Annotated in this window: 27 protein-coding genes; 22 read left to right on the top strand and 5 right to left on the bottom strand. The window is 48.3% G+C overall.

The genetic code is table 11. The features are described 5' to 3' along the window. Positions 1 to 173: 173 nt before the first annotated feature. Positions 174 to 3,215, bottom strand: coding sequence for an Rne/Rng family ribonuclease (locus ABD980_RS03425; protein ID WP_345369591.1), 3,042 nt, complete (start codon positions 3,213 to 3,215; stop codon positions 174 to 176). Between the two features lie 486 nt (positions 3,216 to 3,701). Between ABD980_RS03425 and ABD980_RS03420 the strand changes: the two genes are divergently transcribed. Then, entirely contained in the window at positions 3,702 to 4,670 is a 969-nt protein-coding gene (locus ABD980_RS03420) for an RluA family pseudouridine synthase (protein WP_345369589.1), read from the top strand. Further along, on the top strand, positions 4,667 to 5,323 hold the full coding sequence (locus tag ABD980_RS03415) for an HAD family hydrolase (protein WP_345369587.1): 657 nt from the start codon (positions 4,667 to 4,669) through the stop codon (positions 5,321 to 5,323). Before ABD980_RS03420 ends, ABD980_RS03415 begins: the two co-directional genes overlap by 4 nt. A 35-nt stretch (positions 5,324 to 5,358) precedes the next feature. On the opposite strand, the gene ABD980_RS03410 is transcribed toward ABD980_RS03415, so the two are convergent. Then, complete coding sequence (locus tag ABD980_RS03410; protein WP_260649826.1) at positions 5,359 to 5,529, bottom strand: hypothetical protein; 171 nt, start codon at positions 5,527 to 5,529, stop codon at positions 5,359 to 5,361. 82 nt (positions 5,530 to 5,611) lie between these two features. Here ABD980_RS03410 and ABD980_RS03405 point away from each other — a divergent pair, with 82 nt between their 5' ends. Beyond that, positions 5,612 to 5,770 carry a hypothetical protein gene (locus ABD980_RS03405; RefSeq protein ID WP_377536179.1) on the top strand — a complete coding sequence of 53 codons (159 nt, stop codon included), beginning with the start codon at positions 5,612 to 5,614 and terminating at the stop codon, positions 5,768 to 5,770. Between the two features lie 17 nt (positions 5,771 to 5,787). On the opposite strand, the gene ABD980_RS03400 is transcribed toward ABD980_RS03405, so the two are convergent. The 3 genes from ABD980_RS03400 to ABD980_RS03390 are packed head-to-tail and all read right to left on the bottom strand — an operon-like array spanning position 5,788 to position 7,877. After that, entirely contained in the window at positions 5,788 to 6,579 is a 792-nt protein-coding gene (locus ABD980_RS03400) for an N-acetylmuramoyl-L-alanine amidase (protein ID WP_300647962.1), read from the bottom strand. After that, complete coding sequence (locus tag ABD980_RS03395; RefSeq protein ID WP_260649822.1) at positions 6,572 to 7,288, bottom strand: SAM-dependent methyltransferase; 717 nt, start codon at positions 7,286 to 7,288, stop codon at positions 6,572 to 6,574. Before ABD980_RS03395 ends, ABD980_RS03400 begins: the two co-directional genes overlap by 8 nt. Further along, the gene (locus ABD980_RS03390; protein ID WP_300647965.1) at positions 7,281 to 7,877 is read right to left on the bottom strand and encodes a Maf family nucleotide pyrophosphatase; all 597 of its coding nucleotides are present in this window, start codon (positions 7,875 to 7,877) and stop codon (positions 7,281 to 7,283) included. Before ABD980_RS03390 ends, ABD980_RS03395 begins: the two co-directional genes overlap by 8 nt. 95 nt (positions 7,878 to 7,972) lie before the next feature. Between ABD980_RS03390 and ABD980_RS03385 the strand changes: the two genes are divergently transcribed. The 19 genes from ABD980_RS03385 (at position 7,973) to ABD980_RS03295 (ending at position 23,937) form a co-directional block, all read left to right on the top strand. Continuing rightward, positions 7,973 to 8,488 carry a YceD family protein gene (locus ABD980_RS03385; RefSeq protein WP_345369582.1) on the top strand — a complete coding sequence of 172 codons (516 nt, stop codon included), beginning with the start codon at positions 7,973 to 7,975 and terminating at the stop codon, positions 8,486 to 8,488. A gap of 60 nt (positions 8,489 to 8,548) precedes the next feature. Next, positions 8,549 to 8,731, top strand: coding sequence for a 50S ribosomal protein L32 (gene rpmF, locus ABD980_RS03380; protein ID WP_077733664.1), 183 nt, complete (start codon positions 8,549 to 8,551; stop codon positions 8,729 to 8,731). Positions 8,732 to 8,773: 42 nt separating this feature from the next. Then, positions 8,774 to 9,853, top strand: a complete 1,080-nt coding sequence (plsX, locus tag ABD980_RS03375; protein WP_345369579.1) for a phosphate acyltransferase PlsX — start codon at positions 8,774 to 8,776, stop codon at positions 9,851 to 9,853. A 22-nt stretch (positions 9,854 to 9,875) separates the two neighbouring features. After that, positions 9,876 to 10,850, top strand: a complete 975-nt coding sequence (locus tag ABD980_RS03370) for a beta-ketoacyl-ACP synthase III (RefSeq protein ID WP_300647973.1) — start codon at positions 9,876 to 9,878, stop codon at positions 10,848 to 10,850. Positions 10,851 to 10,899: 49 nt separating this feature from the next. After that, a complete protein-coding gene (gene fabD / locus ABD980_RS03365; RefSeq protein ID WP_300647975.1) occupies positions 10,900 to 11,832 on the top strand; it encodes an ACP S-malonyltransferase in 933 nt (310 codons plus the stop codon). A 1-nt stretch (position 11,833) separates the two neighbouring features. Further along, complete coding sequence (gene fabG / locus ABD980_RS03360) at positions 11,834 to 12,574, top strand: 3-oxoacyl-ACP reductase FabG (RefSeq protein ID WP_260649809.1); 741 nt, start codon at positions 11,834 to 11,836, stop codon at positions 12,572 to 12,574. A gap of 180 nt (positions 12,575 to 12,754) precedes the next feature. Further along, a complete protein-coding gene (acpP, locus tag ABD980_RS03355) occupies positions 12,755 to 12,994 on the top strand; it encodes an acyl carrier protein (RefSeq protein WP_077733660.1) in 240 nt (79 codons plus the stop codon). 158 nt (positions 12,995 to 13,152) lie between these two features. Then, positions 13,153 to 14,385, top strand: coding sequence for a beta-ketoacyl-ACP synthase II (gene fabF / locus ABD980_RS03350; RefSeq protein WP_260649807.1), 1,233 nt, complete (start codon positions 13,153 to 13,155; stop codon positions 14,383 to 14,385). Positions 14,386 to 14,388: 3 nt separating this feature from the next. Then, complete coding sequence (locus ABD980_RS03345) at positions 14,389 to 14,838, top strand: hypothetical protein (protein WP_300647979.1); 450 nt, start codon at positions 14,389 to 14,391, stop codon at positions 14,836 to 14,838. Continuing rightward, positions 14,835 to 15,419 carry an RNA polymerase sigma factor RpoE gene (gene rpoE / locus ABD980_RS03340; protein WP_300647981.1) on the top strand — a complete coding sequence of 195 codons (585 nt, stop codon included), beginning with the start codon at positions 14,835 to 14,837 and terminating at the stop codon, positions 15,417 to 15,419. The genes ABD980_RS03345 and rpoE overlap by 4 nt, the downstream gene beginning before the upstream one ends. Positions 15,420 to 15,428: 9 nt before the next feature. After that, entirely contained in the window at positions 15,429 to 15,905 is a 477-nt protein-coding gene (locus ABD980_RS03335) for a sigma-E factor negative regulatory protein (RefSeq protein ID WP_300647983.1), read from the top strand. A gap of 1 nt (position 15,906) precedes the next feature. Then, complete coding sequence (locus ABD980_RS03330; protein WP_260649800.1) at positions 15,907 to 16,872, top strand: MucB/RseB C-terminal domain-containing protein; 966 nt, start codon at positions 15,907 to 15,909, stop codon at positions 16,870 to 16,872. 23 nt (positions 16,873 to 16,895) lie between these two features. After that, positions 16,896 to 18,338: a DegQ family serine endoprotease gene (locus tag ABD980_RS03325; protein WP_345369572.1), complete on the top strand. Its 1,443-nt coding sequence runs from the start codon at positions 16,896 to 16,898 to the stop codon at positions 18,336 to 18,338. 110 nt (positions 18,339 to 18,448) lie between these two features. Continuing rightward, positions 18,449 to 20,245, top strand: a complete 1,797-nt coding sequence (gene lepA, locus ABD980_RS03320; protein WP_260649797.1) for a translation elongation factor 4 — start codon at positions 18,449 to 18,451, stop codon at positions 20,243 to 20,245. A 15-nt stretch (positions 20,246 to 20,260) separates the two neighbouring features. Beyond that, positions 20,261 to 21,145, top strand: coding sequence for a signal peptidase I (gene lepB / locus ABD980_RS03315; protein ID WP_260649796.1), 885 nt, complete (start codon positions 20,261 to 20,263; stop codon positions 21,143 to 21,145). Continuing rightward, positions 21,145 to 21,861 (top strand): ribonuclease III, encoded by a 717-nt coding sequence (gene rnc, locus ABD980_RS03310; RefSeq protein ID WP_345369569.1) that lies wholly within the window; start codon positions 21,145 to 21,147, stop codon positions 21,859 to 21,861. Before lepB ends, rnc begins: the two co-directional genes overlap by 1 nt. 13 nt (positions 21,862 to 21,874) lie before the next feature. Then, positions 21,875 to 22,768: a GTPase Era gene (gene era, locus ABD980_RS03305; protein ID WP_300647999.1), complete on the top strand. Its 894-nt coding sequence runs from the start codon at positions 21,875 to 21,877 to the stop codon at positions 22,766 to 22,768. Further along, entirely contained in the window at positions 22,761 to 23,354 is a 594-nt protein-coding gene (gene recO, locus ABD980_RS03300; RefSeq protein ID WP_260649790.1) for a DNA repair protein RecO, read from the top strand. Before era ends, recO begins: the two co-directional genes overlap by 8 nt. Beyond that, positions 23,341 to 23,937, top strand: a complete 597-nt coding sequence (locus tag ABD980_RS03295; protein ID WP_345369564.1) for a PIN domain-containing protein — start codon at positions 23,341 to 23,343, stop codon at positions 23,935 to 23,937. The genes recO and ABD980_RS03295 overlap by 14 nt, the downstream gene beginning before the upstream one ends. The last annotated feature ends 28 nt before the right edge of the window (positions 23,938 to 23,965 follow it).

Genomic DNA, 23,965 nt, shown 5'->3' with positions numbered 1-23,965 from the left:
TGAGGACGAGCGGCTTATATTAGACTCAGATCACGACCTCATTAATAAAAAGGACTGTGTTCGTATTAAACGAACCAGTCCTTTTTTGTATTTATATACCGCTAAAAATAAGCGATTGAAAAAAGAGTAATACGAAAACGCTGCCCTCTGTAAAAAGAGGGCAGCTAAATAGATTACAGCTTCGTTTCAATCTGTTCTAAGACTTCATTTTCCACCTGCGGGCTCGCTTTGCGTGGACGGCCTAGGGGGATGCTTTCGATTGCAGTGCTTAGGTCTGCTGTGGCGCCTGCGCGCGTCTGCACTAATTCTAGGCCGGCTTGCTCTAGCATAGGTTGCAGTAGATCCGGATTAAAAACAGCCTGTGAGGGGAGAGCAGGTGATACTGATACGGTCTCTACCTCGGTAATGTTGGAGGCTGTTTCCTCTGGTTCTGGGTTTTCACCTGTTTCAACCTGTACGAGTGGCTCGTGGTTGATGGGCTCTGCCCAGCGTGAGCGCGCAGCACGTCCAGCGGTTTGCTCGGGCTCGGGCGTGGTTTGCTCCGCAGGAGTGGCACTAGTTTGTACTAGCTCCAAACCAGCTTGAGCTAAATGAGCTTGAAGTTGATCCACGGAGGGTAAGAAATGTTCTTCTATCACCTCTGTGGCGGGTTTTATGGGCTCAGCAACAGGAGGTTCGCTCACTTCGATAGAAGGGCTAGACGTGGACTCCTGAGCTTCAGTCACAGACAGGTCAGGGGTAGGATCTGTTGCTGCTGGACTAGCCTGCTCAGCGCTAGATGTTTTTTCCGCCGTATGCTCAGGCTCTGGGCTCGTTGAGGTTGGCTCAGCTGCGTTGGTTTCTTGTTCCAACACACTGGCATCAAAGCGTGGCGTTTCGTGGGTAATGATTTTAGGGCTGTCTAAGTCGCCTTCTTCATCCTCCACGGTGACAGTGCTGATTTGTTCCGCTTCATTGGGGCGACGGCTACGACGATTACGACGTCGTCGGCTACGACGTCGCTCATTAGGCTGCTCATCATCAGCAGAGCTGATGGGCTGATCAGTATTGGTTACTTGCTCGGCCACGGCCTGATCTTTTGTGTCGCTAACCGGTGGAGCTATGCTAGCATCGGCTTTTGGCTCAGCTGTAGCAGCTGGGTCGATTGTTACAGAGTCGTCCTGCTGTTGCTGCTGTTGCGCTATATCCTCGTGAGTCGCTGTTTCACGACGACGATTACGTGGACTACGGCGGCGACGACGATTTGGTTGCTCTTGAGTTGACTCATTGTCTGTTGCAGGAGCAACGGCAGAGCTCGCGGCTGTTACTGTGGTAGCAGGTGTCCCTTTTGCTTGTTGGCGTCGTACACGCGCGTTGCGTGCTGTTTCTACGACGGCAGCTTTGGGGTCTGTAGGATCTGGGCGTCGCTCTTTTTTGTTGCGGTTTTGGCGCTCGTTAGGTGTGCGACGGTCCTGTTTTTGGCGCGCAGACCGCTTTTGAGGGGTTGAGGGTTGATTTTCTGGGGCCTTGTCCTCGTTGGCCGCTGGGGTAGCAACAAGGGATTTAAACCACGCCCCTAGACGGGAGAAAAAGCTAACGGTTGGCGCTTTGTCTCCATTGGAGCCGGGGGCGGGTTGTGCAGGAGTAATACCTTTCACAATGGCCTCGGGGCGTGTTTTGATTTCGTGGGTGCGATGAGGGGTTAACGTGGTTTCCTCTTCCACTTTGACTTGTTGATAGCTAGAGCGCAAGTCTTCTAGACGAGGGTCGTCGTGGCGTAAGCGCTCAATAATATGGTGTGGGGTCTCTAGGCCTTTATTTGGGATAAGGGTCAAATTGACATTGAGGCGAGACTCGATTTTGGTAATGTCATTACGCTTTTCATTCAAGAGATACGTAGCGACATCTACTGGCAACTGCGCATGGATAGCTGCTGTGCCTTCTTTCATGGCTTCTTCTTGGAGCAAGCGTAAGACATGAAGAGCGCTGGACTCGGCATCACGAATAACACCAGTACCAGTACAGCGTGGGCAGGTCACGTGAGAGCCTTCATTGAGCGCAGGGCGTAAACGTTGGCGTGACAGCTCCATTAAACCAAAACGGGAAATCTTACCCATCTGCACGCGCGCTCGATCCACATGCAGTGCATCACGTAAACGTTGCTCTACAGCACGCTGGTTTTTATTGTCCTCCATATCAATGAAGTCAATAACAATCAGACCACCTAAGTCACGTAAACGTAACTGACGGGCGACCTCATCGGCGGCTTCTAAGTTCGTACGCAGGGCGGTTTCTTCAATATCAGCACCACGTGTAGAGCGAGCTGAGTTGACATCAATAGCGACTAAGGCTTCGGTATGGTCAATGACGACGGCTCCGCCAGAGGGGAGCTGAACCGTGCGGGAGTAAGCCGTTTCAATTTGGTTTTCGATTTGGAAGCGCGAAAATAGTGGGATATCATCGCGATACATTTTGACCCGATTGACGTTGTCAGGCATGACCACATTCATAAAAGCTGTGGCTTGCTCGTAAATGTCATCGGTGTCGATAAGAATTTCGCCAATATCTAGCGAGAAGTAGTCGCGAATAGCCCGAATAACTAGACTGGATTCAAGATAAATTAGGATGGGAGCAGGGTTTTCTTTAGCAGCACCATCAATGGCGGACCAAAGCTGCAAAAGATAATTCAGGTCCCATTGGAGCTCTTCGACGCTGCGTCCAATCCCTGCTGTACGCGCAATGATGCTCATACCCTGAGGGACATTAAGCTGATCCATGGCTTCACGTAACTCTTGGCGCTCCTCGCCTTCGACACGGCGCGATACGCCACCGCCTCGAGGGTTATTAGGCATCAGCACCAAATAACGTCCAGCTAAAGAAATAAACGTGGTTAAGGCAGCGCCTTTGTTGCCACGTTCTTCTTTTTCAACTTGGATGATGAGTTCTTGGCCTTCGACCAAAGCATCTTGGATACGAGCATTCCGAACATCAACACCGTCTTTGAAGTATGAGCGTGCCACTTCCTTAAATGGCAAAAAGCCATGGCGCTCTTCGCCATAGCTTACAAAACATGCTTCTAAACCCGGTTCAATGCGGGTGATGACTCCCTTGTAAATGTTGCCTTTACGCTGTTCGCGTCCGGCAGATTCAATGTCGAGGTCGATAAGTTTTTGACCATCGACAATCGCAACACGTAGTTCTTCTTGGTGTGTTGCATTAAACAACATGCGTTTCATGAGTGTTATTCTCCGTTGTCATTGCGCGCAGACAATCGGCGCGCGACCGCGGGTCACTCGGTGTGGGACACTGCTTTGGCTGCAAGAAGTGGGCAAGGCTTACATGATGCCCACGCTTTGTCGAATGGGCACAGTGCGCATGGTAGAGCGCAGTTCAGTCAGCAGACGGGTCATATTCACAATAGTGTTATAGACGATTCAATATATTGCTGGAACCACCGTTGTATGGTTTATATACAACGGGTGCTAAATTCTGTATACAGCGACAACTTGGCAGATAACTCAGTGCCGCACGCGGGTGACAACACAAAAGAGAATGCGGGGCAATGTTAACCGCGTCTTTGTTTTTGTGTGGTCCCGGCGACCTTATGACCCCGGAAACTGTGCACAATACGTATTACAATAAATACTTTTACGGCTAGCGGAGACGCACCTTGCATCTCTACGTCTAGCGGTGTCACAGTTCCCATAGGCTGAGGCGATTATATGCCTCTTTTAAGTATGAGAAAACCATTAGCAGCGAAAAAGACCATACCGCAAGTGCGGTTTATTGAAATAAGTGCCGAATGGGCCGGACAACGTTTGGATAATTTTTTAGTACGAGAATGCAAAGGCGTACCAAAAAGCCACATCTATAAAGCCATTCGTAGCGGACAAGTCCGTGTCAATAAAGGACGCACTAAAAATGAATACCGGCTCCAAGTCGGTGATCTGGTAAGGATCCCTCCCATGCGTATGCCAGATCCAGAAGCGGCACCAGTGGTTCCCGCTGCGCAGTTTCCCATCGTCTTTGAGGACGACTACCTCCTTATTATAAACAAACCCGAAGGGATTGCAGTGCATGGGGGCAGCGGTGTGGCATTTGGAGTGATTGAACAGCTGCGCGCCGCGCGCCCTGAGGCCAAATTATTAGAGCTAGGACATCGCTTGGATCGGGATACTTCAGGCTTATTAATAGTTGCCAAGCGCCGTAAAGCACTAGTAGCGATTCATGATATGTTTAGACAGGGGCATATTGATAAATATTATCAGGCCTTGGTGGAGGGTGATTGGGTTAATGATAAACAGCATATTAAAGCGCCGCTTTTACGTTGGTTGACGGTCTCTGGTGAGCGCCGGGTGCGAGTAGACCCCAGTGGCAAAGCGGCGCATACCATTGTGCGCTTGCTACAACGTTTTGGGCAATACAGTCTGATCGAAGCAGAGCTGAAAACAGGGCGCACCCACCAGATTCGTGTGCATTTAGCGCATACAGGCTTTGCGATAGTCGGCGATGATAAGTACGGCTCAGACCAGGTTCGTGCCGATTTTGCTCAACGTGGTTTTAAGCGCATGTTTTTACATGCGTCGCGCTTGATCATGCCGCACCCTGTGACGGGGGAGCGCTTACACATCCACGCCCCTTTGCCCGCTGCATTTAATCAGGCTATTCAATTCTTGGAGAAATCACATTGAAACACTATGATGCCGTTATTTTTGATTGGGACGGTACGTTAATGGATTCCACGCACTCAATTATCGAGTCGATACAGTTAGCGAGTGCAGATTTAGGTTTGCCTGTGCCTCCAGCGATGAGAGCGAGCTGGATTATTGGCTTATCTCTAGAAACAGGGTTATATAAAGCCGTTCCTGAGTTGACCGCTGAGCTTATGCCACGGTTTTTAGAGCGTTATCGTCACCATTTTTTTCAGCGTGACACATCCATTAAAATGTTTGATGGGGCTGTTGCTATGCTGGATAGTTTACGCGAGCGAACCGTACCGATTAGCGTGGCAACAGGGAAAAGTCGAGTTGGATTAGATCGGGTTCTTAAAGCGGTCAACTTGACGCATTATTTCAATACCACACGTTGTGCGGATGAAACCCAAAGTAAGCCGGATCCACAAATGTTGCACGAAATCATGTGGGAATTAGATCTAACACCAGAAAATGTGTTGATGGTGGGCGATACCACGCATGATATTTATATGGCGCATCACGCCGGTATGGACAGTTTGGCTGTGACCTATGGGGCGCATGATGTGCCCACCTTAGAAAAATCCAACCCTACGCATATGGTTGAGTCGGTAGCAGAAATGCAGGATTGGATCTTGTGCCGTTTAAAATAAACCGCTCATCATAACAGGGCCTTTAGGCCCTTTTTTTATAGGGCTAGTTTTTTAGCGATGTGTTGGGCGCAAGCGATCACAGCTTGGGCGGCAAGCTCGGTATTGAGCCCCTCCATAGCGACAACGCCTACACTGCTTTCGGGAATTAAAGCGGGGGATGGGCGGGGGATGGGGGCGAGTTTCCTCGCTGGACGCCGGGTGCGCACATTGATCTGATTTTTGCAGATTACAGCCGTAAATATTCATTATGTGGTGACCGAAATTAGTCTTATCACCCCACCCGTTGGGATGAATGTATTTGTATTAAGTGCGGTACTAAAAGACGTCAAAACCGGTACGATATTTAAAGGGATCCTACCTTTTTGGGCTTTTGATATGTTGCGGCTGTTATTAATAGTCAGCCTCCCACCTTTAGCGCTGTACTTACCACAACTGCTTTATCATTAAGAGAGAGCACAGCGTGGTCACTCGCGTAGTGCTTTCAAAATACCAAGGGTTTGGGCGTCGGGGAGACCATCATAGCGACTGGGTCTATAGTGCATTTGAAAAGCAGCTAAAACATTTTGCGAGGCCCGATCCCATTGGCCATGCTCTGGCACGGCATAACCCGCTTTTTTTAATAGCTGTTGTATTTCCAAATACGAGGGTAAGCCATTATCTAAATAGTATTGTTGCCATTGTAAAGCTTGTTGTGCGTTATACCAGCGCCCGATGCCATGAGCAGCTAATTGCTCCCAGGGGAAAAGTGGGCCTGGGTCGATTTTACGCTGTGGGGCAATATCACTATGACCAACAATATTAGCGGGGGTGATGCCGTGGCGCTGAATAATATCTTGAGCAAGAGTGATCAGTAGCTCAATTTGTGCTGCCGTATAAGGTGTCCATTGGTCTTCAGCTTGCTTGCCTGCATTGACGATTTCGATGCCTATAGAGCTCGTGTTTAAGTCCTTATAGTGATACCACTGGCTGACTCCAGCATGCCAAGCGCGCTGGCTTTCATCGACTAGACGGTAGAGACGGGGTGGGGTCTCATCTGTGATGAGATAGTGACTACTTACGTTTTTTTGACTGAGTACACGGAGCGAGGTAGGGGTATCAGCTGATGTATAGTGCAGCACAAGATGGCGAACACGACTATTTTGCCCAATCGCTTCTATATCTGTGATGACAGGATGGCCACCAATGCGAGGGGCGGTGCTGCAAGCCGTTAAAATGAATGGGATAGCAAGAAGGGCTAAACGGAAGTAATTACGCATAAGCCTGAAATAAAAATAAAGTTGGTAGTTTATTAAGCTCAGGGGGAGGCTGGTTACGCCATTGGCTTACCGTATAGGTTTTAACCCATTCCTCTTCGGTGGTTAACGCTCTTGCTACACAGAGCCGGGTTGAGGGCTCAAGGGTTCTCACCAAGGCATCAAATAAAGCGGGGTTGCGATAGGGGGTTTCGATAAAAATCTGGGATTGCTGGTGTTTTTTAGACTGTTGCTCCCAGAGTTTTAGGGTGCGGACTTGCTCATCTGACTGCTTAGGCACATAGCCATGGAAGCAGAAATTTTGTCCATCCAAGCCGCTGGCCATCAGGCCAAGCAAAATAGAAGAGGGCCCGACATGGGCTTTGACTTGAAAACCTAGCTCATGAGCCATAGTCACCACAACAGCACCGGGGTCGGCAACCGCAGGACAGCCAGCTTCAGACATCAGCCCTATGCCCTCGGAAGCAGCCGGGCTTTGTAGCCATTGTTGTATTTGCTTTTTTGGTGTGCCCCGTTTATCTAGTTGGTAGAGCGTGATGTCTTGGATAGCATGTTCAGTGCCCATTTGTTTTAAAAAAGCACGCGCGGTTTTTGCATTTTCTACAATAAAACAGCGTAACTGGCTGGCTTGTCGTTGCACAGAAGCAGGGAGCCAATGAGCATTATCGCTTTGGCCAAGTGGCACAGGGATTAAGTGTAAGGTTTTAGACATGAGCTAAGGATACTGGGGCGGTGAGGGGGTTAATGCCAAAAGCGCGTAATAAGCGGCACAGTTCGATCATGGGCAGGCCAATAATGGCAGTTGGATCATCGGACTGCATGGATTGCATCAGCGCGATGCCTAGGCTCTCTGCTTTGGCACTACCCGCAGTGTCGTAGGGCTTCTCGCGCAGTAGATAGCTTTGGATTTCTGCTAGGCTCAGCTCGCGAAAATGGCACGTGGTAAGCACGTTGACGGTGTGGAACTGTGTGTTTTGTGCCACGCATAAGGCTGTATGAAAAACCACTTTTTGGCCACTGAGCTGCTGGAGTTGTTTGGTCGCTTGCTCATGGGATCCTGGTTTACCTAAACAGAAATGCCCCAGCGCTGCCACCTGATCCGAGCCGATTACAATGGCTTCAGGGTGAGCTCGAGCTATTTTCAAGGCTTTTGCTTGAGCTAAGCGTTGTGCGAGCTGATCGGGGGTTTCATCAGGAAGCGGGCTTTCGTCCACATCCGGAGAAATCACATCGAAGGGGAGTTGAAGTCGTTCGAGTAAAGCCCGGCGATAAACCGAGCCCGATGCCAGAATAAGACGCATAATGATTTTGTGGTGTAAAATGGGTGAATTGTTTGACGAGCTTGCCGTCAACGCGTTATTATCACTCTTTTTCTTCGTTATTGGAAACATCTGCCTTGCAGCAAACACAATATCTCATAGATACTGCCGTGTTTACACGTAACGGTCAGACTATACAGGCGCAAAGCCCAATTTCTGATTTTGTTCGTGCGCTAGAAGGCTTACCGGCACAACACGATCAATTGTTACAGTGGTCTATTCAGGGCTTAACAGATCGTGCGGGACAATCTTTTCTTCGGGTTCAGCTCAAAGGCAGTGTGGTGTTAAACTGTCAGCGCTGCTTAAAAGACTTTGACTATGCCATCCAGGCAGACACAACGGTGTTGGTGGTCGAAGACAAGGCCGAGCTGGACGTAGATATTGATGATCCCGATACGCCCGAACGCATTTTGGCATCACGTCAACTGAATGCGTTGGAGCTCATCGAGGACGAACTGATTCTCAGTCTGCCCTACGTGCCGCGCCATACCGAATGCCCCGATTTACCGGAAGCATTACAACACCAAAGCGAAGAGGCCGAAGACGAAAAACCCAATCCTTTTGCCGTCCTCAGCCAATTAAAAAAATCGTAACTTTATTTTTTCATTTACGGGGCTGGTCATTGTTGATCTGCTCTGTGTACAGGAGTCATCATGGCTGTTCAGCAAAATAAAAAGAGCCCGTCTCGTCGTGGCATGCGTCGTTCTCACGATGCCTTAACCGGTCCTGCTACCGCAATCGAGCCAACCACTGGCGAATTGCACTTGCGTCACCATATCAGCCCTAACGGTGTTTACCGCGGTCGCAAAGTGCTACAAACAAAAAACGACGATTAATTTACGTAATCAGTCTTCGTTTGTTGCGCCGTAGCATTTCTCATGTCAAAACAATCCGTTCGTATCGCCATTGACTGTATGGGCGGGGATATCGGCTTAGCCGTCACTATTCCCGCTGCGATACAGTTTGCCTCGCAATATGATGATGTGTATTGCTTATTAGTGGGCGATGGGGCTCGTATAGCTGAAGCCTTAGCTAGCCATGGCTCCATAAGTCGTGACTGGTATCAAATCGTACACGCCTCAGAGATCGTTACTATGGACGATGCGGTAGAGGTCGCGTTACGGCGCAAAAAAGATTCTTCTATGCGTGTAGCAGCGCAGCTCGTCAAAGACGGGCAGGCTGATGCATGTATCTCTGCCGGAAACACCGGCGCGTGGATGGCGATTTCTCGCTATGTGTTGAAAACACTCGATGGAATCAGTCGTCCTGCCATTGCTACCTCTATCCCCAACCAAAAGGGCGGTGCTACTCTCATGCTCGACTTAGGAGCAAATGTAGACTGCACAGCAGAGCATTTGTTGCAGTTTGCCATGATGGGTTCAGCATTAGCTTCGATTGTGGATAAACATCCTAGTCCTTCCATCGGTTTGCTTAATATCGGCGAAGAAGTCATCAAAGGCAACGAGGTCGTAAAACAGGCTTCAGAGCTCCTGCGTCATAGCGGTTTGAACTTCTATGGTAACGTAGAGGGCGATGACATCTGTAAAGGTACTGTGGATGTCATTGTATGTGACGGTTTTGTCGGCAATGTGGTTTTGAAATCCCTAGAAGGGCTAGCCAAAATGGTCGCCTCGATGTTACGAGAAGAATTCACGCGCAACAGTTTATCTATGGCGGCCGGCTTAGTGGCAAAACCCGTTTTAAATCGCTTAGGCGACCGTGTCGATAACCGTCGTTATAACGGAGCCGCTTTGCTCGGCTTGCGTGGGATTGTAATAAAAAGCCACGGCTCAGCGGATGCTTATGCGTTTGGATATGCTTTGCAGCGCGCTCGTGATGCCTCGAAACATGGTTTGCTAGCAGGTATCAACGAGGCCATTCAAAATCTACGGCTTCGCCTCGAGGCCCAAAACGACGAGACGGTTGCTGTCGATCCGCACCCTGAATCCGCGCTCTAAGCATCTTCAAGGACTACTTGCTATGCCATATACCAAAATAATCGGGACAGGGGCTTATTTACCCCCTCGTGTTGTCTCTAATGATGATCTTGCTGCGCAGCTAGCCCAGCAGGGGGTGGAGACCTCGGACGCGTGGATTACAGAACGTACGGGTATTCGTCAGCGTCACTTAGCGGATCGTGGTGTCACTTCTAGTCAGCTGGCGACGCATGCAGCGCGAGCAGCGATTAACGATGCCGGTATCCATGCCGCAGAGGTAGACTTAATCATTGTTGCTACTTCAACCCCAGATCATATTTTCCCTAGTACGGCATGTTTGGTTCAGAGCCAATTAGGTATATCTGGTGGGGCAGCTTTTGATGTACAGGCGGTTTGTAGTGGTTTTGTATATGCGTTAACAACAGCGGATGCTCTGATTAAAGCTGGGGTGGCGAAAACAGCATTAGTCATTGGTGCCGAGGTGTTTTCCAGCATATTGGACTGGAAAGACCGAGGCACATGCGTGCTTTTTGGCGATGGTGCGGGGGCGGTGGTGCTTACCCAGTCATCAGAGCCGGGCTTATTAGCTGCTAAGCTTAATGCCGATGGGAGCCAAAACCATATTCTTTGTACGGCGGGTAATGTTTCTTATGGTGAAGTCATAGGAGACCCTTTTTTACGTATGGATGGCCAAGCCGTATTCAAGTTTGCGGTGAATGCACTGACTAAGTCAGCGCAAGAGGTAGCCGAGCAAGCCGGTTTGACCTTAGAGCAAATCGACTGGATGGTGCCGCACCAAGCGAATGTGCGCATTATTAACTTCATTGGGCGCAAATTAGGTATGCCCTCTGAAAAAGTGGTCATAACTCTAGATAAACATGCCAATACTTCAGCAGCCAGTGTGCCGCTGGCCTTAGATGCCGCACGTAAAGATGGGCGCATTCAAGCGGGTCAGGTGGTGCTGATGCAGGGGGTAGGTGGTGGTTTTACTTGGGGTTCTATCCTAGCGCGCATGTAGTTTTTTTGTGTTAGGCTTGACGGCAACTTCATTCATTCACAATAACACTATGAAAATCGCATTTGTTTTCCCAGGACAAGGTTCGCAAACGGTAGGCATGCTCGATGCATGGGCAGACCATACCGTAGTGCAGCAGGCCATTACAACCGCCAATCAGGCTTTAGGGCAGGATTTAGGCGCTTTAATTGCTCAGGGTCCCGACACAGATTTAAATCTTACAACAAATACTCAGCCTGCCATGCTTCTGGCTGCAGTAGCTATGTTTAGGGCATGGATAGAGGCTGGTGGGGCTTTGCCGGACATGGTAGCAGGGCACAGCTTAGGGGAATACTCTGCGCTAACCGCGGCTGGCGTGTTTGATTTAGCCGATGCGGTTAAGCTTGTTCGTATTCGTGCTAATGCTATGCAGGACGCTGTACCCGTAGGGGTTGGGGCAATGGCTGCGGTTTTGAATCTTGATGATCAACAAATTCAAGACGTATGTTCGCTGGCAGCCCAAGGCCAAGTCGTAGAGCCAGTTAACTTTAATGCACCTGGGCAGATTGTGATTGCAGGGCACAAAGAGGCCGTTGAGCGTGCTTGCGAAATCGCAAAGTCTGCGGGAGCAAGGCGTGCTATGTTATTGCCTGTGTCTGCCCCCTTTCATTCCAGCTTAATCGAGCCAGCGTCAAAAATACTTGAGCAAGCCCTAGATCAAATTCAAATGCATAGTCCTCGTATACCGGTCATCAATAACGTGGATGTAGAGATGCCCGTAGAGATCGATGCGATTAAGTCGGCTTTAGTGCGCCAAGCATGGCAACCTGTACGCTGGGTGCAAACCATTCAGAAAATGCGTGATCAGGGAGTGACTCATATTGTAGAATGTGGTCCCGGCAAGGTGCTATCTGGGCTAATTAAGCGCATAGACAAAGAAATTCAGGTGTTCTCTATTCAGGACCCCGCCTCACTTGAACAGACATTTAATCAGTTAAACGCATAATATGACAACTACCCCATTAGCCGGAAAAATTGCTTTAGTGACAGGGGCCTCCCGTGGTATCGGTCAAGCCATTGCTTTGGAGCTGCAGTCGCTAGGTGCTCAGGTTATTGGCACAGCGACCACGCAGGCTGGTGCTGATGCAATTACCGCTTATTTAAACAGTGAAACAGGGCGCGGTGTACAGCTTGACGTAAACGATGACCAAGCTTGTGATGACTTAATTGCCCAATTGTCTAAAGAGGGTGGTCCTCATATACTGGTAAACAATGCAGGGATCACTCGTGATAACCTTGCTATGCGTCTCAAAGACGACGATTTTGATGCGGTACTTAACACTAACCTACGGGCTGTATTCCGCTTAAGTCGTGCGGTTATTCGTCCTATGATGAAAGCCCGCTGGGGTCGTATAATAAACATCAGCTCAGTGGTTGGCTATAGCGGCAACCCTGGGCAAGCCAACTACGCGGCGGCTAAAGCTGGTGTAGCTGGGATGTCGCGTGCTCTGGCGCGTGAATTGGGCAGTCGCAATATTACGGTCAACTGTGTTGCTCCGGGTTTTATCGATACCGATATGACGCGTGCACTTTCAGAGGACCAACAAGCCGCTTTACTTACCCAAATCCCCCTAGGGCGTTTGGGGCAAAGCCAAGATATTGCGAATGCTGTAGCCTTTTTGGCTGGTCCTCAAGCCGATTACATTACAGGGACTACCTTGCATGTTAATGGTGGTATGTATATGTAAAGGGCTTGGCGAAAAGCTCATCTAAGGTTAAATTACGTACTTTACTATTTTTTAAGGGGCATATCAGTTTGCCTTTGAACTCAAAGACAACCGATATTGCCGTTTTTGGTCATAGCCTGCACCCTTTGTGTTTGTTTGGCTATAATTTGTGGGAATTAACCCCCAATTTGGAGAATCTGCATGGAAAGCATCGAACAGCGCGTCAAGAAGATCGTCGCTGAACAACTTGGCGTCAACGAAGCCGAGATCAAGAACGAATCTTCTTTTCTTGACGACCTCGGTGCCGACTCGCTCGACATGGTCGAGCTCGTGATGGCGCTCGAAGACGAATTCGAAACCGAAATCCCAGACGAAGAAGCTGAGAAAATCACGACGGTTCAGCAAGCTGTTAACTATATTAACGCTAACAGCGAGCAGTAATTTCAAACCTGGGTGTGGGCAGGCTTAGTTTCTGCTTGGCTTGCCCCTTAGCTCAAGGCGGTTTACAGAGAATGATACACTAGCCCCTTTACCTATCTTTAGGAGCATAGCGTGGGTCATTCGCTACGAACCGCTTTTTTTGTATTTAGGAGTCATCCGTGAAACGACGTGTCGTAATTACCGGTCTGGGTATTGTTTCCCCTGTAGGCAACGATATTTCCACCGCATGGGATAACATCGTTAATGGGCGTTCAGGCATCGGGCGTATTACGCGTTTTGATCCCTCGGCTCTCACAGCCCAAATTGCGGGTGAGGTTAAAGATTTTGATGTCACGCAGTACATCTCAGCGAAAGAAGCCAAACAAATGGATACTTTTATCCATTATGGTATTGCTGCTGGGGTACAGGCGTGGCGTGATGCTGGCCTAGAAGTCACCGAGGACAACGCCGACCGTATTGGTGTGATTGTTGGCTCGGGGATTGGCGGTTTACCTCGTATCGAGGCCACACAATCCGATTACCTCGAACGTGGCCCGCGCCGTATATCCCCTTTCTTTGTGCCAGGTTCTTTGGTGAACTTGGTGTCAGGGCAGCTTTCTATTCTTTTAGGGCTAAAAGGTCCTAGCTATGCCGTAGTGTCAGCATGTACCACTGGCTTACATTCTATTGGTGATGCAGCGCGCTTGATTGAATACGGCGATGCCGATGTGATGGTAGCTGGGGGGGCTGAGGCGACCGTATCCCCACTGGGAATTGGTGGTTTTGCTGCCATGCGTGCGCTGTCTACGCGCAACGATGACCCAGAAACGGCTTCGCGTCCTTGGGATACCGATCGAGACGGTTTTGTAATGGGCGAGGGCGCTGGGGTCTTGGTGCTCGAGGAATACGAGCATGCGAAAAAGCGTGGCGCTCGCATCTATGGTGAGTTCGTTGGCTATGGCATGAGCTCGGATGCGCATCATATTACAATGCCTGATAGCGATGGCCCACGCCGTGGTATGCTGAATGCCTTACGTAATGGTGGGATTAATGTGGACGAAGTCGATTATATTAACGCCCACGGAACCTCTACCCCACTTGGTGATATCAATGAAACCGTAGCGATTAAACTCGCTCTGGGTGATCACGCCAAAAATGTGATTGTTAACTCCACCAAATCGATGACTGGGCATTTGCTCGGCGCAGCGGGTGGGATCGAAGCTGTTTTCACAACACTGGCTTTATACAATCAGGTTTCCCCCCCTACCATTAATATTTTTAATCAGGATCCTGAGTGCGATTTGGACTATTGCGCCAATCAAGCACGAGAGACCAAAATCAATGTGGCCGTCTCCAATTCGTTTGGGTTTGGAGGCACAAACGGCACCATGGTGGTGCGTCGTCTGGATTAAGCCATGCGCTTATTATCCCAGCACAGCTTCACGGGTATTTCTTTACGCGTGATCGTGCTGGGATTGCTCTTTTATGGGCTAGTGCTCACTGTTTGTGGTTGGCTTTGGTTGCGCTGGGGTTATGCTTGGTGGCTGTATGCAATAGTTGCCGCATGGGTGTTGAGCGCAGGTGCTTATCTTTTGTGGCGCCAACAGCATGCACTCACTTTACAAAATCTAGATCCTTCTCTGGCATTTCTTCTTTCTTCAAATAGCCCTATTGTTGTGACGCACGTCTGGTATAGTCCAGTTGTAGTTCGATTTCAATATAGGTATCGGACCTTTCCGCACAAGACACACTACTTCACGCTTTGGCGTAGTGCTGTAACCCCAGAAATATGGAGGCAAGCGCATATCCATTTACGCTATTATCAGCTTCTTAATCAACAGGCCTCTTTGGCAGATCCTATATGAGTCATGATGTAGATAAAGATTTGGTCCATCAGGTACAGCAAGGCAATAAGCGTGCTTTTGATTTGCTTGTTTTAAAATACCAACGACGTATTATGCGCTTGCTTGCTCGTATGATTAGTGATCCTGCCGAGGTCGAGGATGTGGCACAAGAAACCTTTATTAAAGCGTATCGTGCTCTACCGCAGTTCAGAGGGGATAGTAATTTTTATACATGGTTATATCGTATTGCGATTAACTCCGCACGCAATTGGCAGGTAGCTAATGGCAGGCGCCCCCTGTTACTCAACGAATATCAGAACGAGGATGGGGAAACTTTTAGTGCTTTAGACACTCTAACTGATATCAATACCCCTGAGTCAGAATTAGTTAGCCGTCAGGTAGCGAGCGCAGTGAAAACAGCAATTAACGAGTTAGCACCTGAATTACGTACGGCTATATTATTGCGTGAAATCGAAGGTCTCAGCTACGAGGATATCGCACAGACGATGGATTGTCCTATTGGTACGGTGCGCTCACGCATTTTTCGGGCGCGTGAAGCGATTGCAGAGAAACTACGCAAGGTTCGAGAAGGGACTAACTAAGGAAACAGCATGCAGGCGAAAAAACACCACAACCAAGATGAGTTTAAGCAATATAGTTTGGAGGAGTCGGTCTCGTTGTGGATGGACGGGGAGCTGCCCTCCGATGTTGACCAGCTGGATTCTCCTTATGGACGCCAGCTTTGGGAAAATTACCATTTAATTGGTGATGTGTTGCGCAGTGAGGATTTAGCCGTAGAGCCTTCTGATTTGTTTTATGCGCGCGTAGCGAAAGCAATTGATGAGGAACCGATTGTATTTGCGCCTAACGCCCTAAAAATCACAAAATGGAAACGTTGGGGCTTGCCTGCAGCGGCCATTAGTGCGGCGCTGGTGGCTTCTTTGTGGGTCCTACAACCCGAACCCATCGACGAGGTAACGCCGGTGTTAGCGAGTGCAGATGAGCTGTGGGCTGATTATATTGATGCACATCGCTCATTAGCAGGAGCCGGGCCGGCGAGTTATGTATCGTATTCGGTAGGGCAGTAGCATGAAAGTATTTTTAGCTTGCCTAGGAGGGGTACTGTTAGCGTTAACGGCGCAGGCAGAGCCAGTGTCGGTGAGCGATATTTTACGACAGGTCCAGCAAGCCGCTCGCCAGCTTGATTATTCGGGTGTCATTAGTTACAGCAATCCCTCTGGTACGGAGTCTATGCATTTGGTGCATGTGATTGATGGCACGGGTGAACATGAGCGCTTAACAGTCTTAGACGGGATTGAGCGTGAGTTTATTCGGGTGAATGATGTAACGCAGTGTTTAATTCCCGAGCAAAAAACCATTATTCTCGAAAAACCTAAAAATGACCGTTTTCCTGCGTTGCTCACAGCAGAGTCCGCGTCAATCGAAGACTTTTACCAATTTCAAAAAGGCGATATTCAACGAGTCGCAGGGCGTGAGTGCCAAGATTACTTGTTAATACCGGTTGATCAATGGCGGTATGGGTATCGGTTTTGCGTAGATAAAACGCATCATTTGCTCTTGAAATCTCAGACCATTGCCACCCATATAAATAACAAAGTCATCAATCAAGTCAGTTTTGCGAGTGTGCAGATTGGTCAAAATGTCGAGGTAGATGCACTGCAGTCCTCTTGGAAGTACAATGACTGGAAAGTGATTGCTGCTCATATGGAGAAAACCGATCTGATGGCTCAGGGTTGGCGTATTCCTTATCCGGCAGGTTTTGAGCCGGTAACGCAAATTACACGTTTTATCCGTAGTGAGCGTCAGGTGGCTCAGCTTGTGTTGTCTGATGGGTTAGCGTCTATTTCTGTTTTTATTGAGCCTGTAGATGCATTTAGTCAGCGACTGAAAGCCGATCCGGGCTCCCGTAAAGGTAGTATTCATTTGTATAGAAAACGGATTGGTGATTTTTGGTTAACTGCCACGGGCGAGGTCCCTTTAGAAACTTTACATTATCTCGGGAACAATACTGAATTTGTTCCAGTTGCTAAATAAAAACAACTCACGGAGTGCATCTAATGCAAATTCGCACTAAACGTTTATCGCGTGTTTTAAGCAGTTTATGCGTGGCTGTAACACTGGGCTTGGGTATGCAGACACCAGCGATGGCACAAGCGGCGGCCCCAGCTGTGGTGTTACCTGATTTTAGTCAGATCGTAGAAAAAACAGAAAAATCTGTTGTAAATATCCGTACTACAGAAAGCATTCCAGTGCGTTCCCCTATGGGTAGTGGGGATCCATATGATTTATTTCGCTGGTTCTTTGGGCCAGACTTTATGCCAGCGCCTAGTAACCCTCATCGTCGAGCCCCACAAGCCGAAGAGCGTGTGGTGCCACGAGGGGTCGGTTCTGGCTTTGTCATTTCCGCAGATGGTTATATATTGACGAATAATCATGTGATTGCGGATGCCAAAGACATTTTTGTCACGTTGGTGGATGGCAAAGAGTACAAAGCAAAGGTTATTGGCGCCGATGAACGTACGGATATTGCTTTAATCAAAGTTGATGCTAAAAATCTATCGCCACTTAAAATTGGTAGCCCCTCTAATTTAAAAAAAGGGCAATGGGTGATGGCAATTGGATCGCCTTTTGGTTTGGATTCCACTGTTACAGTAGGGGTGGTGAGTGCTATTAATCGAGATACCGGGGATTATCTGCCTTTTATTCAAACCGATGTGGCGGTGAATCCTGGAAACTCCGGCGGACCGCTATTAAATTTATCAGGAGAAGTGGTTGGGGTTAACTCCCAGATCATTTCACGTAGTGGCGGCTTTATGGGGATTTCTTTAGCTATCCCTATTGATGAGGCCATGAATGTCGTGGATCAGTTAAAATCCCACGGTAAGGTCACTCGCGGTAGAATAGGGGTGCAAATCACGGATGTAAGTGAAGACGTGGCTAAAGCCTTAGGTTTACCCGATAATAAAGGGGCCTTAGTTAGCAATATCGAAGAAAACGGGCCTGCCGCCAAAGCCGGTATTCGTAATGGTGATGTGATCTTGCGTTTTGGTGACAAAGAGATCAAACAAATGAGCGATTTACCGCGCATTGTTGGTGCGGCAAAACCAGGCTCTAAGGTTGATGTCGAGGTCTGGCGCAAAGGAAAATCCATTACCCTAAAAACCGAAGTTGGCGAGCTCACCACAGGTACTAGCGTTGCTAAAGCCCCAGAAGCAAAAACGGATGTTGATCGCTTGGGACTGGTAGTTGAAAACTTATCTGATGCAGATAAACAACGCTTAGGGGTAGATTCGGGTATCAAGGTAAAAGCGGCGAGTGCGCCGGCTGCCCAATCCGGTATTGCCGAAGGTGATATTATTTTACAAATTAATAATCACGATGATTTAGATGCCAGCAGTTATCAACGCATTGTAAAATCGTTATCAGCAGGAAAAAACGCGGCACTTTTAGTTGTTCGTGGTAATAATGCCCAATGGGTATTGGTAAAACCAACCAAATAACCCGTACAAAAAGGCTAAATCACAATTTAGCCTTCTAGGGGCGCCCAGAGCGCCCCTTTTTTGTATTTTCAGCTGGCTCCGATTAACCGGTTGTTTTTTTATTTAGGTCTATGGATCTTATCCGCAACTTTTCTATTATCGCTCATATTGACCATGGTAAATCTACCCTGGCCGACCGCCTAATTCAGCGCTGTGGGGGGCTAGAGGATCGTGAAATGTCCACTCAGGTTTTAGACTCGATGGATATTGAGCGTGAACGTGGGATTACGATTAAAGCACAAACCGCTGCCCTTAAATATAAGGCCAAAGATGGTAAAGAGTATCGTATCAATCTTATCGATACTCCTGGGCACGTGGACTTCTCTTATGAGGTGAGTCGTTCACTGCAAGCGTGTGAGGGCGCGTTATTGGTGGTGGATGCATCACAAGGGGTAGAAGCTCAAACGGTTGCGACCTGCTATACCGCATTGGAACAAGACTTAGAAGTCATCCCCGTATTAAATAAAATTGATTTACCATCGGCCGATCCAGATGCAGCTCGCCAAGAAATTGAAGACGTGATTGGTATTGATGCCTCTGAAGCCATCGAGGCGAGTGCTAAAACAGGTCAGGGCATTGATGATATTTTGGAAGCCATTGTGACGCATATCCCTGCTCCTGAAGGAGATCCCGATGCGCCGTTACAAGCATTGATTATTGACTCATGGTTTGATAACTATGTGGGCGTGGTCATGTTGGTGCGTATTGTCAATGGCGTACTGAAACACCGCGATAAAATCCAACTCATGTCGAATCACTCACAGCATATTTGTGAGCAAATCGGTATGTTTACGCCAAAATCCACTCCTGTCGAGCAATTGGCTGCAGGAGAGGTCGGCTTTGTCGTCACTGGGATTAAAGAGCTAGAGCAGGCCAAGGTAGGGGATACGATTACGCACAGTGGTAATAAAGCGGCTGATACTCCTTTACCAGGCTTTAAAGAGGTCAAACCACAGGTTTTTGCAGGGGTGTACCCTGTTGAAAGTAGTGAGTACGATCAGTTGCGTGACTCCCTAGAGAAACTAAAGCTCAATGATGCCTCATTGATGTTTGAGCCCGAGGTTTCTCAAGCGCTAGGTTTTGGTTTTCGTTGCGGATTTTTGGGACTGCTGCATTTAGAAATCGTGCAAGAGCGCTTAGAGCGTGAGTTCGATATGGATATCATCACCACCGCGCCTTCGGTGGTTTATGAGGTACAGCGCAATGATGGCGAAGTGCTCATGATTGATAGCCCTTCACGGATGCCCGAGGTAGGCCAAATCGCTGAAATACGTGAACCCATTGTTGAGGTCACTCTCTTGATGCCGCAAGAATATGTGGGGCCCGTGATGACGCTTTGCAACCAAAAGCGTGGGGTGCAGCTTAATATGACCTACTTAGGGCGTCAGGTCAGTTTGGTCTATGAGATCCCTTTAGCTGAGATTGTGTTGGATTTCTTTGACCGTTTAAAATCGGTGTCGCGTGGCTATGCATCGATGGATTATGAATTCCTTGAGTATCGTGCTGCGGATGTAGTCAAAGTGGATCTGTTAATTAACGGGGACCGTGTCGATGCTCTATCGATGATTGTGCACCGTCAAAGTGCACGTTATCGTGGGCGCGAGGTGGTGTCTAAGATGCGTGGCCTCATTCCACGTCAGATGTTTGATATTGCGATTCAAGCCGCTATTGGGGCCGAGGTAATTGCTCGTGAAAACGTTAAAGCCTTGCGTAAAAACGTACTCGCCAAGTGTTATGGTGGTGATATTTCACGTAAGAAAAAGCTGCTTGAAAAACAAAAAGAAGGTAAAAAACGCATGAAGCAAGTCGGTAATGTGGAGATTCCACAAGAGGCTTTCTTAGCGATTTTACAAGTCGAAGACAATTAATAAACGGTGCCACTTATGCGTTGGGACTTTTCCCTCATTTTATTTATTTTGTTGGTGATTACTGGAATTGTTTGGTTCTGGGATCGATATTCATTAGCTGCAAAGCGGCGTCAGCGCGCTGAGGCGGCCGCTGCGAATGTCCCTTATGTGCCGGGGCTCAGCACGGAGCAGCAGCAACAACTTAAAGAGGAAGCCCGCGCAAAAGCTGGCAAAATGCCTTGGTGGGTAGAGTACGGGGTGAGCTTTTTCCCCGTTATTCTCTTTGTCTTTGTATTACGCTCTTTTATCTTTGAGCCGTTTCGCATTCCCTCAGGTTCGATGCTTCCTACTTTACAAAGCGGGGATTTTATTTTAGTTAATAAGTATCAATACGGTATACGTATACCTGTCATAAACAAAAAGGTGATTCCTTTGTCAGATCCCAAAGCAGGGGATGTACTGGTATTTCGTTATCCTGTTGATACCAGTATTGACTATATTAAGCGTGTAGTAGGTGTGCCTGGAGATGTAGTGCGCTACGAGGGCAATCAGCTGTATGTGAACGATCAAGCGGTTAATTTAACGCCGTCTGGGCAGTATTTTGAGCCGGATCGCCATAACTATGTTGCTCAGTATACGGAGCAGCTGGGTTCTCAGCCCCATCAGGTTCTAGTCAATACACAGCAAAACCAAGACTACATGCCTATCGTACGTTTTCCTTATCTAGATAACTGTGACTACGGGCGCCAAGCAATACAGTGTGTCGTGCCTGAAGGCCATTATTTTGTCATGGGGGATAATCGTGACAATAGTTTAGATAGTCGATATTGGGGTTTTGTTCCAGATGAAAATGTAGTGGGTCGCGCGTTTTTTATCTGGATGAATTTTAGCGAACCCGGTCGTATAGGACGATTCCACTAATGGCAGCACGGTTATCTCGTTTAGAAGACGCCATCGATTATCATTTTACTACTCCTGCTCTGTTAGAGCAGGCGGTGACGCATCGTAGTCATAATGCCAAGCACAATGAGCGTTTAGAATTCCTTGGGGATTCGGTACTGAATTTTGTGGTGGCTTCTTTGTTGTATAAGCAGTTTGATCGTATCGATGAAGGTGATTTGTCGCGGATACGAGCCAATTTAGTCAAGCAATCAACTCTGGCAGAAATTGCCCAAAAATTAAACTTATCGGATTTTTTACGTCTGGGCGAAGGCGAACTGAAAAGTGGTGGATTTAGACGGCCATCTATTTTATCGGATGCGCTGGAGGCTGTTTTTGGCGCAGTTTACTTAGATGGCGGGTTTGAGGCGGCTGCCTATGTGATCAGTCGTCAGTATGAGCCAATTTTGTTAACTGTTGACCCTAAAACACTAGGTAAAGATCCTAAAACCTTGCTCCAAGAAATGCTTCAAGGGCGCCGTTTGGATTTGCCGGTGTATTTAGTGGTAGCAACACATGGTGCTGCACATAGTCAGGTGTTTGATGTTGAGTGCCGCATCGATAAACTCGATATTGTGGTGCAAGCCAGTGGCAATAGTCGCCGTGCTGCTGAACAAGCCGCCGCCTTACAAGCGATTGAGCGTGTAGAAGCTATTGAGCCTTTAAAAACCTCGCGCTCTGCCCGCCGACGTCATTGATCATTTAATTACTATGACTTTTACTACTGATTATAAATGTGGATTTGTGACCATTGTCGGGCGTCCGAATGTGGGAAAATCTACGTTAACCAACGCCTTGGTTGGCGCTAAAATTTCTATTGTGTCACGCAAAGCGCAGACGACACGACATCGGATTAATAGTGTATTAACACGAGAAAACGAGCAGTTTGTTTTTGTTGACACACCGGGTTTTCAGACGCGCCATGGCGGGTTGATGAACCGCATGATGAATCGAGTGGTGACCCAGTCTTTAACCGATGTGGATGTGGTGCTACATGTGGTCGAGGCCGGTAAATGGAACGCGGGTGACGAACAGCTGCTCCCGCTTTTTCCTAAAGATGCCAACGTGATACTCGTGATCAATAAGGTAGACCTGCTGAAAAATAAAACTGACTTATTACCTTATATTGCGCAATGCGCAGAAAAATACCCCTATGCGGCGGTGATACCTATTAGTGCAGAGCGGCATATCCAGTTAGATGCTTTGCTAGATGAGGTGGCTAAATACCTACCCGAGAATGAGCCCATGTTCGAAGAGGACATGATTACAGATCGGTCCATGCGTTTTATTGCCGCCGAGCTATTGCGTGAGAAAATCTTCCGTTTAGTGGGCGATGAGTTGCCTTATGGCTGCGCGGTGATGATCGAACAGTGGGAGGAAAATGAGCAGGGGGCGCGGATTTCGGCCTGTGTGTTAGTAGAGCGTGAAAGCCACCGTCCTATTTTGCTAGGCGCAAATGGGATGCACATGAAGCGTATTGCTTCGGAGGCACGTCAAGATATTAAAAACCTTTTAGACAAACCGGTGTTTTTGGATGTCTATGTCAAAGTACGCAGAGGCTGGACAGAGCGAGAGGCAACTCTACGTGAACTAGGGCATGAGTAAAAGGCAGCGAGTTAACGAAGCCGCCAGTTATCTTTTACATGCGACGCCCTGGAAAGAAAGCTCGCTCATTGCTCAAATGTTCAGTCGTGATTATGGGATCGTATCACTGGTGGCTAAAGGTGCTAAGAGACCTTATTCGGCGCTAAAGCCAGTATTATTAAATTTTCAACCACTGCTTTTGTCTTGGAGCGGTAGTAACGAGGTAAAAACCCTAACGCGAGCCGAATTAGCTGGCTTACACCCTATATCGGGGCGCGCGTTGATGTCAGCGTGGTATATGAATGAGCTTATATTACGCCTTTTACCCAAAGAAGACCCCCACCCAAACTTGTTTGATCAGTATCGACAAGCGCTAACACAGTTGGCTCAGGGGCAACTTACCGCTGCGACGATTTTACGCGAGTTTGAGTGGGTGCTTTTACAAGAAACCGGCTATGGGCTTGATGAAGCCATGCCGGATTTTTTCGATCTGGAGCAGGAGCCCGTGCTTCGACAACGCTTACGCGAACGGATTGATTATCTGCTGGGTAGACCCTTGCGTACGCGCACTGTGCTAATGGAGTTACAAGAATATGGGCGCGGTTAGTCCTTTGCATGGGATGGTGGTGCTAGATACATGCATATTGATTTCAAATGTATTGCGTTATCTGTGTTTTGCTCTTGCTGAGCAGGGGTTATATCAGCCAATTTGGAGCGCCAAAATTCGAGATGAGTGGTTACGTAATGCTTCACGCCTATGGTCAGTACCGGTTGAGCAACTAGCGTTGGATTGGGATGAGTGGGAGCATCAGTATCCGCTTGCGGATCAAGGCATAGTGAAGGCGTGGGAGCTGGGGTTGCAATATAGTGACCCTAAAGATTGGCATGTGATTGCAGCGGCACGTGCAGCACAAGCTCGTTTTAAAACGCGTTATGTGCATGTGCTCACGCGTAATAGCAAAGATTTTAATCGTAGTGAATTACGCCGGCTGGCCTTAAGTCGTTGGGAACCAGATGGTTTTTTATGTGTGCTGTGGGATGAGGGGGGCGCGGACTGGAGTAAGCTGTTGGAGGCTATGCCTGCTGCGGTGACGGCGCCGGATAAACCATTGCTTTCAGTGACAGCGTTACTCAAGCGCGAGCGTTTGTTTAATTTGGCCAAACGCTATGAAAGCAGAGAAAACACGTGATGTGGATAGGATAATTTTTAAGTAGACG

Source organism: Paenalcaligenes hermetiae, from assembly GCF_039543645.1.
In the GTDB taxonomy this organism is placed as follows: domain Bacteria; phylum Pseudomonadota; class Gammaproteobacteria; order Burkholderiales; family Burkholderiaceae_B; genus Paenalcaligenes; species Paenalcaligenes hermetiae.
Note: the sequence above shows the minus strand (reverse complement) of the source record. Positions and strands in the feature narration are given on the sequence as shown.

Bases quoted from the DNA above. Each gene is read 5' to 3' on its own strand.
- ABD980_RS03425 (WP_345369591.1), bottom strand. From the start codon at position 3,215: ATGAAACGCATGTTGTTTAATGCAACACACCAAGAAGAACTACGTGTT.
- ABD980_RS03420 (WP_345369589.1), top strand. From the start codon at position 3,702: ATGCCTCTTTTAAGTATGAGAAAACCATTAGCAGCGAAAAAGACCATA.
- ABD980_RS03405 (WP_377536179.1), top strand. From the start codon at position 5,612: ATGAATGTATTTGTATTAAGTGCGGTACTAAAAGACGTCAAAACCGGT.
- ABD980_RS03400 (WP_300647962.1), bottom strand. From the start codon at position 6,579: ATGCGTAATTACTTCCGTTTAGCCCTTCTTGCTATCCCATTCATTTTA.
- ABD980_RS03395 (WP_260649822.1), bottom strand. From the start codon at position 7,288: ATGTCTAAAACCTTACACTTAATCCCTGTGCCACTTGGCCAAAGCGAT.
- ABD980_RS03390 (WP_300647965.1), bottom strand. From the start codon at position 7,877: ATGCGTCTTATTCTGGCATCGGGCTCGGTTTATCGCCGGGCTTTACTC.
- rpmF (WP_077733664.1), top strand. From the start codon at position 8,549: ATGGCTGTTCAGCAAAATAAAAAGAGCCCGTCTCGTCGTGGCATGCGT.
- plsX (WP_345369579.1), top strand. From the start codon at position 8,774: ATGTCAAAACAATCCGTTCGTATCGCCATTGACTGTATGGGCGGGGAT.
- ABD980_RS03370 (WP_300647973.1), top strand. From the start codon at position 9,876: ATGCCATATACCAAAATAATCGGGACAGGGGCTTATTTACCCCCTCGT.
- fabD (WP_300647975.1), top strand. From the start codon at position 10,900: ATGAAAATCGCATTTGTTTTCCCAGGACAAGGTTCGCAAACGGTAGGC.
- fabG (WP_260649809.1), top strand. From the start codon at position 11,834: ATGACAACTACCCCATTAGCCGGAAAAATTGCTTTAGTGACAGGGGCC.
- acpP (WP_077733660.1), top strand. From the start codon at position 12,755: ATGGAAAGCATCGAACAGCGCGTCAAGAAGATCGTCGCTGAACAACTT.
- ABD980_RS03345 (WP_300647979.1), top strand. From the start codon at position 14,389: ATGCGCTTATTATCCCAGCACAGCTTCACGGGTATTTCTTTACGCGTG.
- rpoE (WP_300647981.1), top strand. From the start codon at position 14,835: ATGAGTCATGATGTAGATAAAGATTTGGTCCATCAGGTACAGCAAGGC.
- ABD980_RS03335 (WP_300647983.1), top strand. From the start codon at position 15,429: ATGCAGGCGAAAAAACACCACAACCAAGATGAGTTTAAGCAATATAGT.
- ABD980_RS03330 (WP_260649800.1), top strand. From the start codon at position 15,907: ATGAAAGTATTTTTAGCTTGCCTAGGAGGGGTACTGTTAGCGTTAACG.
- ABD980_RS03325 (WP_345369572.1), top strand. From the start codon at position 16,896: ATGCAAATTCGCACTAAACGTTTATCGCGTGTTTTAAGCAGTTTATGC.
- lepA (WP_260649797.1), top strand. From the start codon at position 18,449: ATGGATCTTATCCGCAACTTTTCTATTATCGCTCATATTGACCATGGT.
- lepB (WP_260649796.1), top strand. From the start codon at position 20,261: ATGCGTTGGGACTTTTCCCTCATTTTATTTATTTTGTTGGTGATTACT.
- rnc (WP_345369569.1), top strand. From the start codon at position 21,145: ATGGCAGCACGGTTATCTCGTTTAGAAGACGCCATCGATTATCATTTT.
- era (WP_300647999.1), top strand. From the start codon at position 21,875: ATGACTTTTACTACTGATTATAAATGTGGATTTGTGACCATTGTCGGG.
- recO (WP_260649790.1), top strand. From the start codon at position 22,761: ATGAGTAAAAGGCAGCGAGTTAACGAAGCCGCCAGTTATCTTTTACAT.
- ABD980_RS03295 (WP_345369564.1), top strand. From the start codon at position 23,341: ATGGGCGCGGTTAGTCCTTTGCATGGGATGGTGGTGCTAGATACATGC.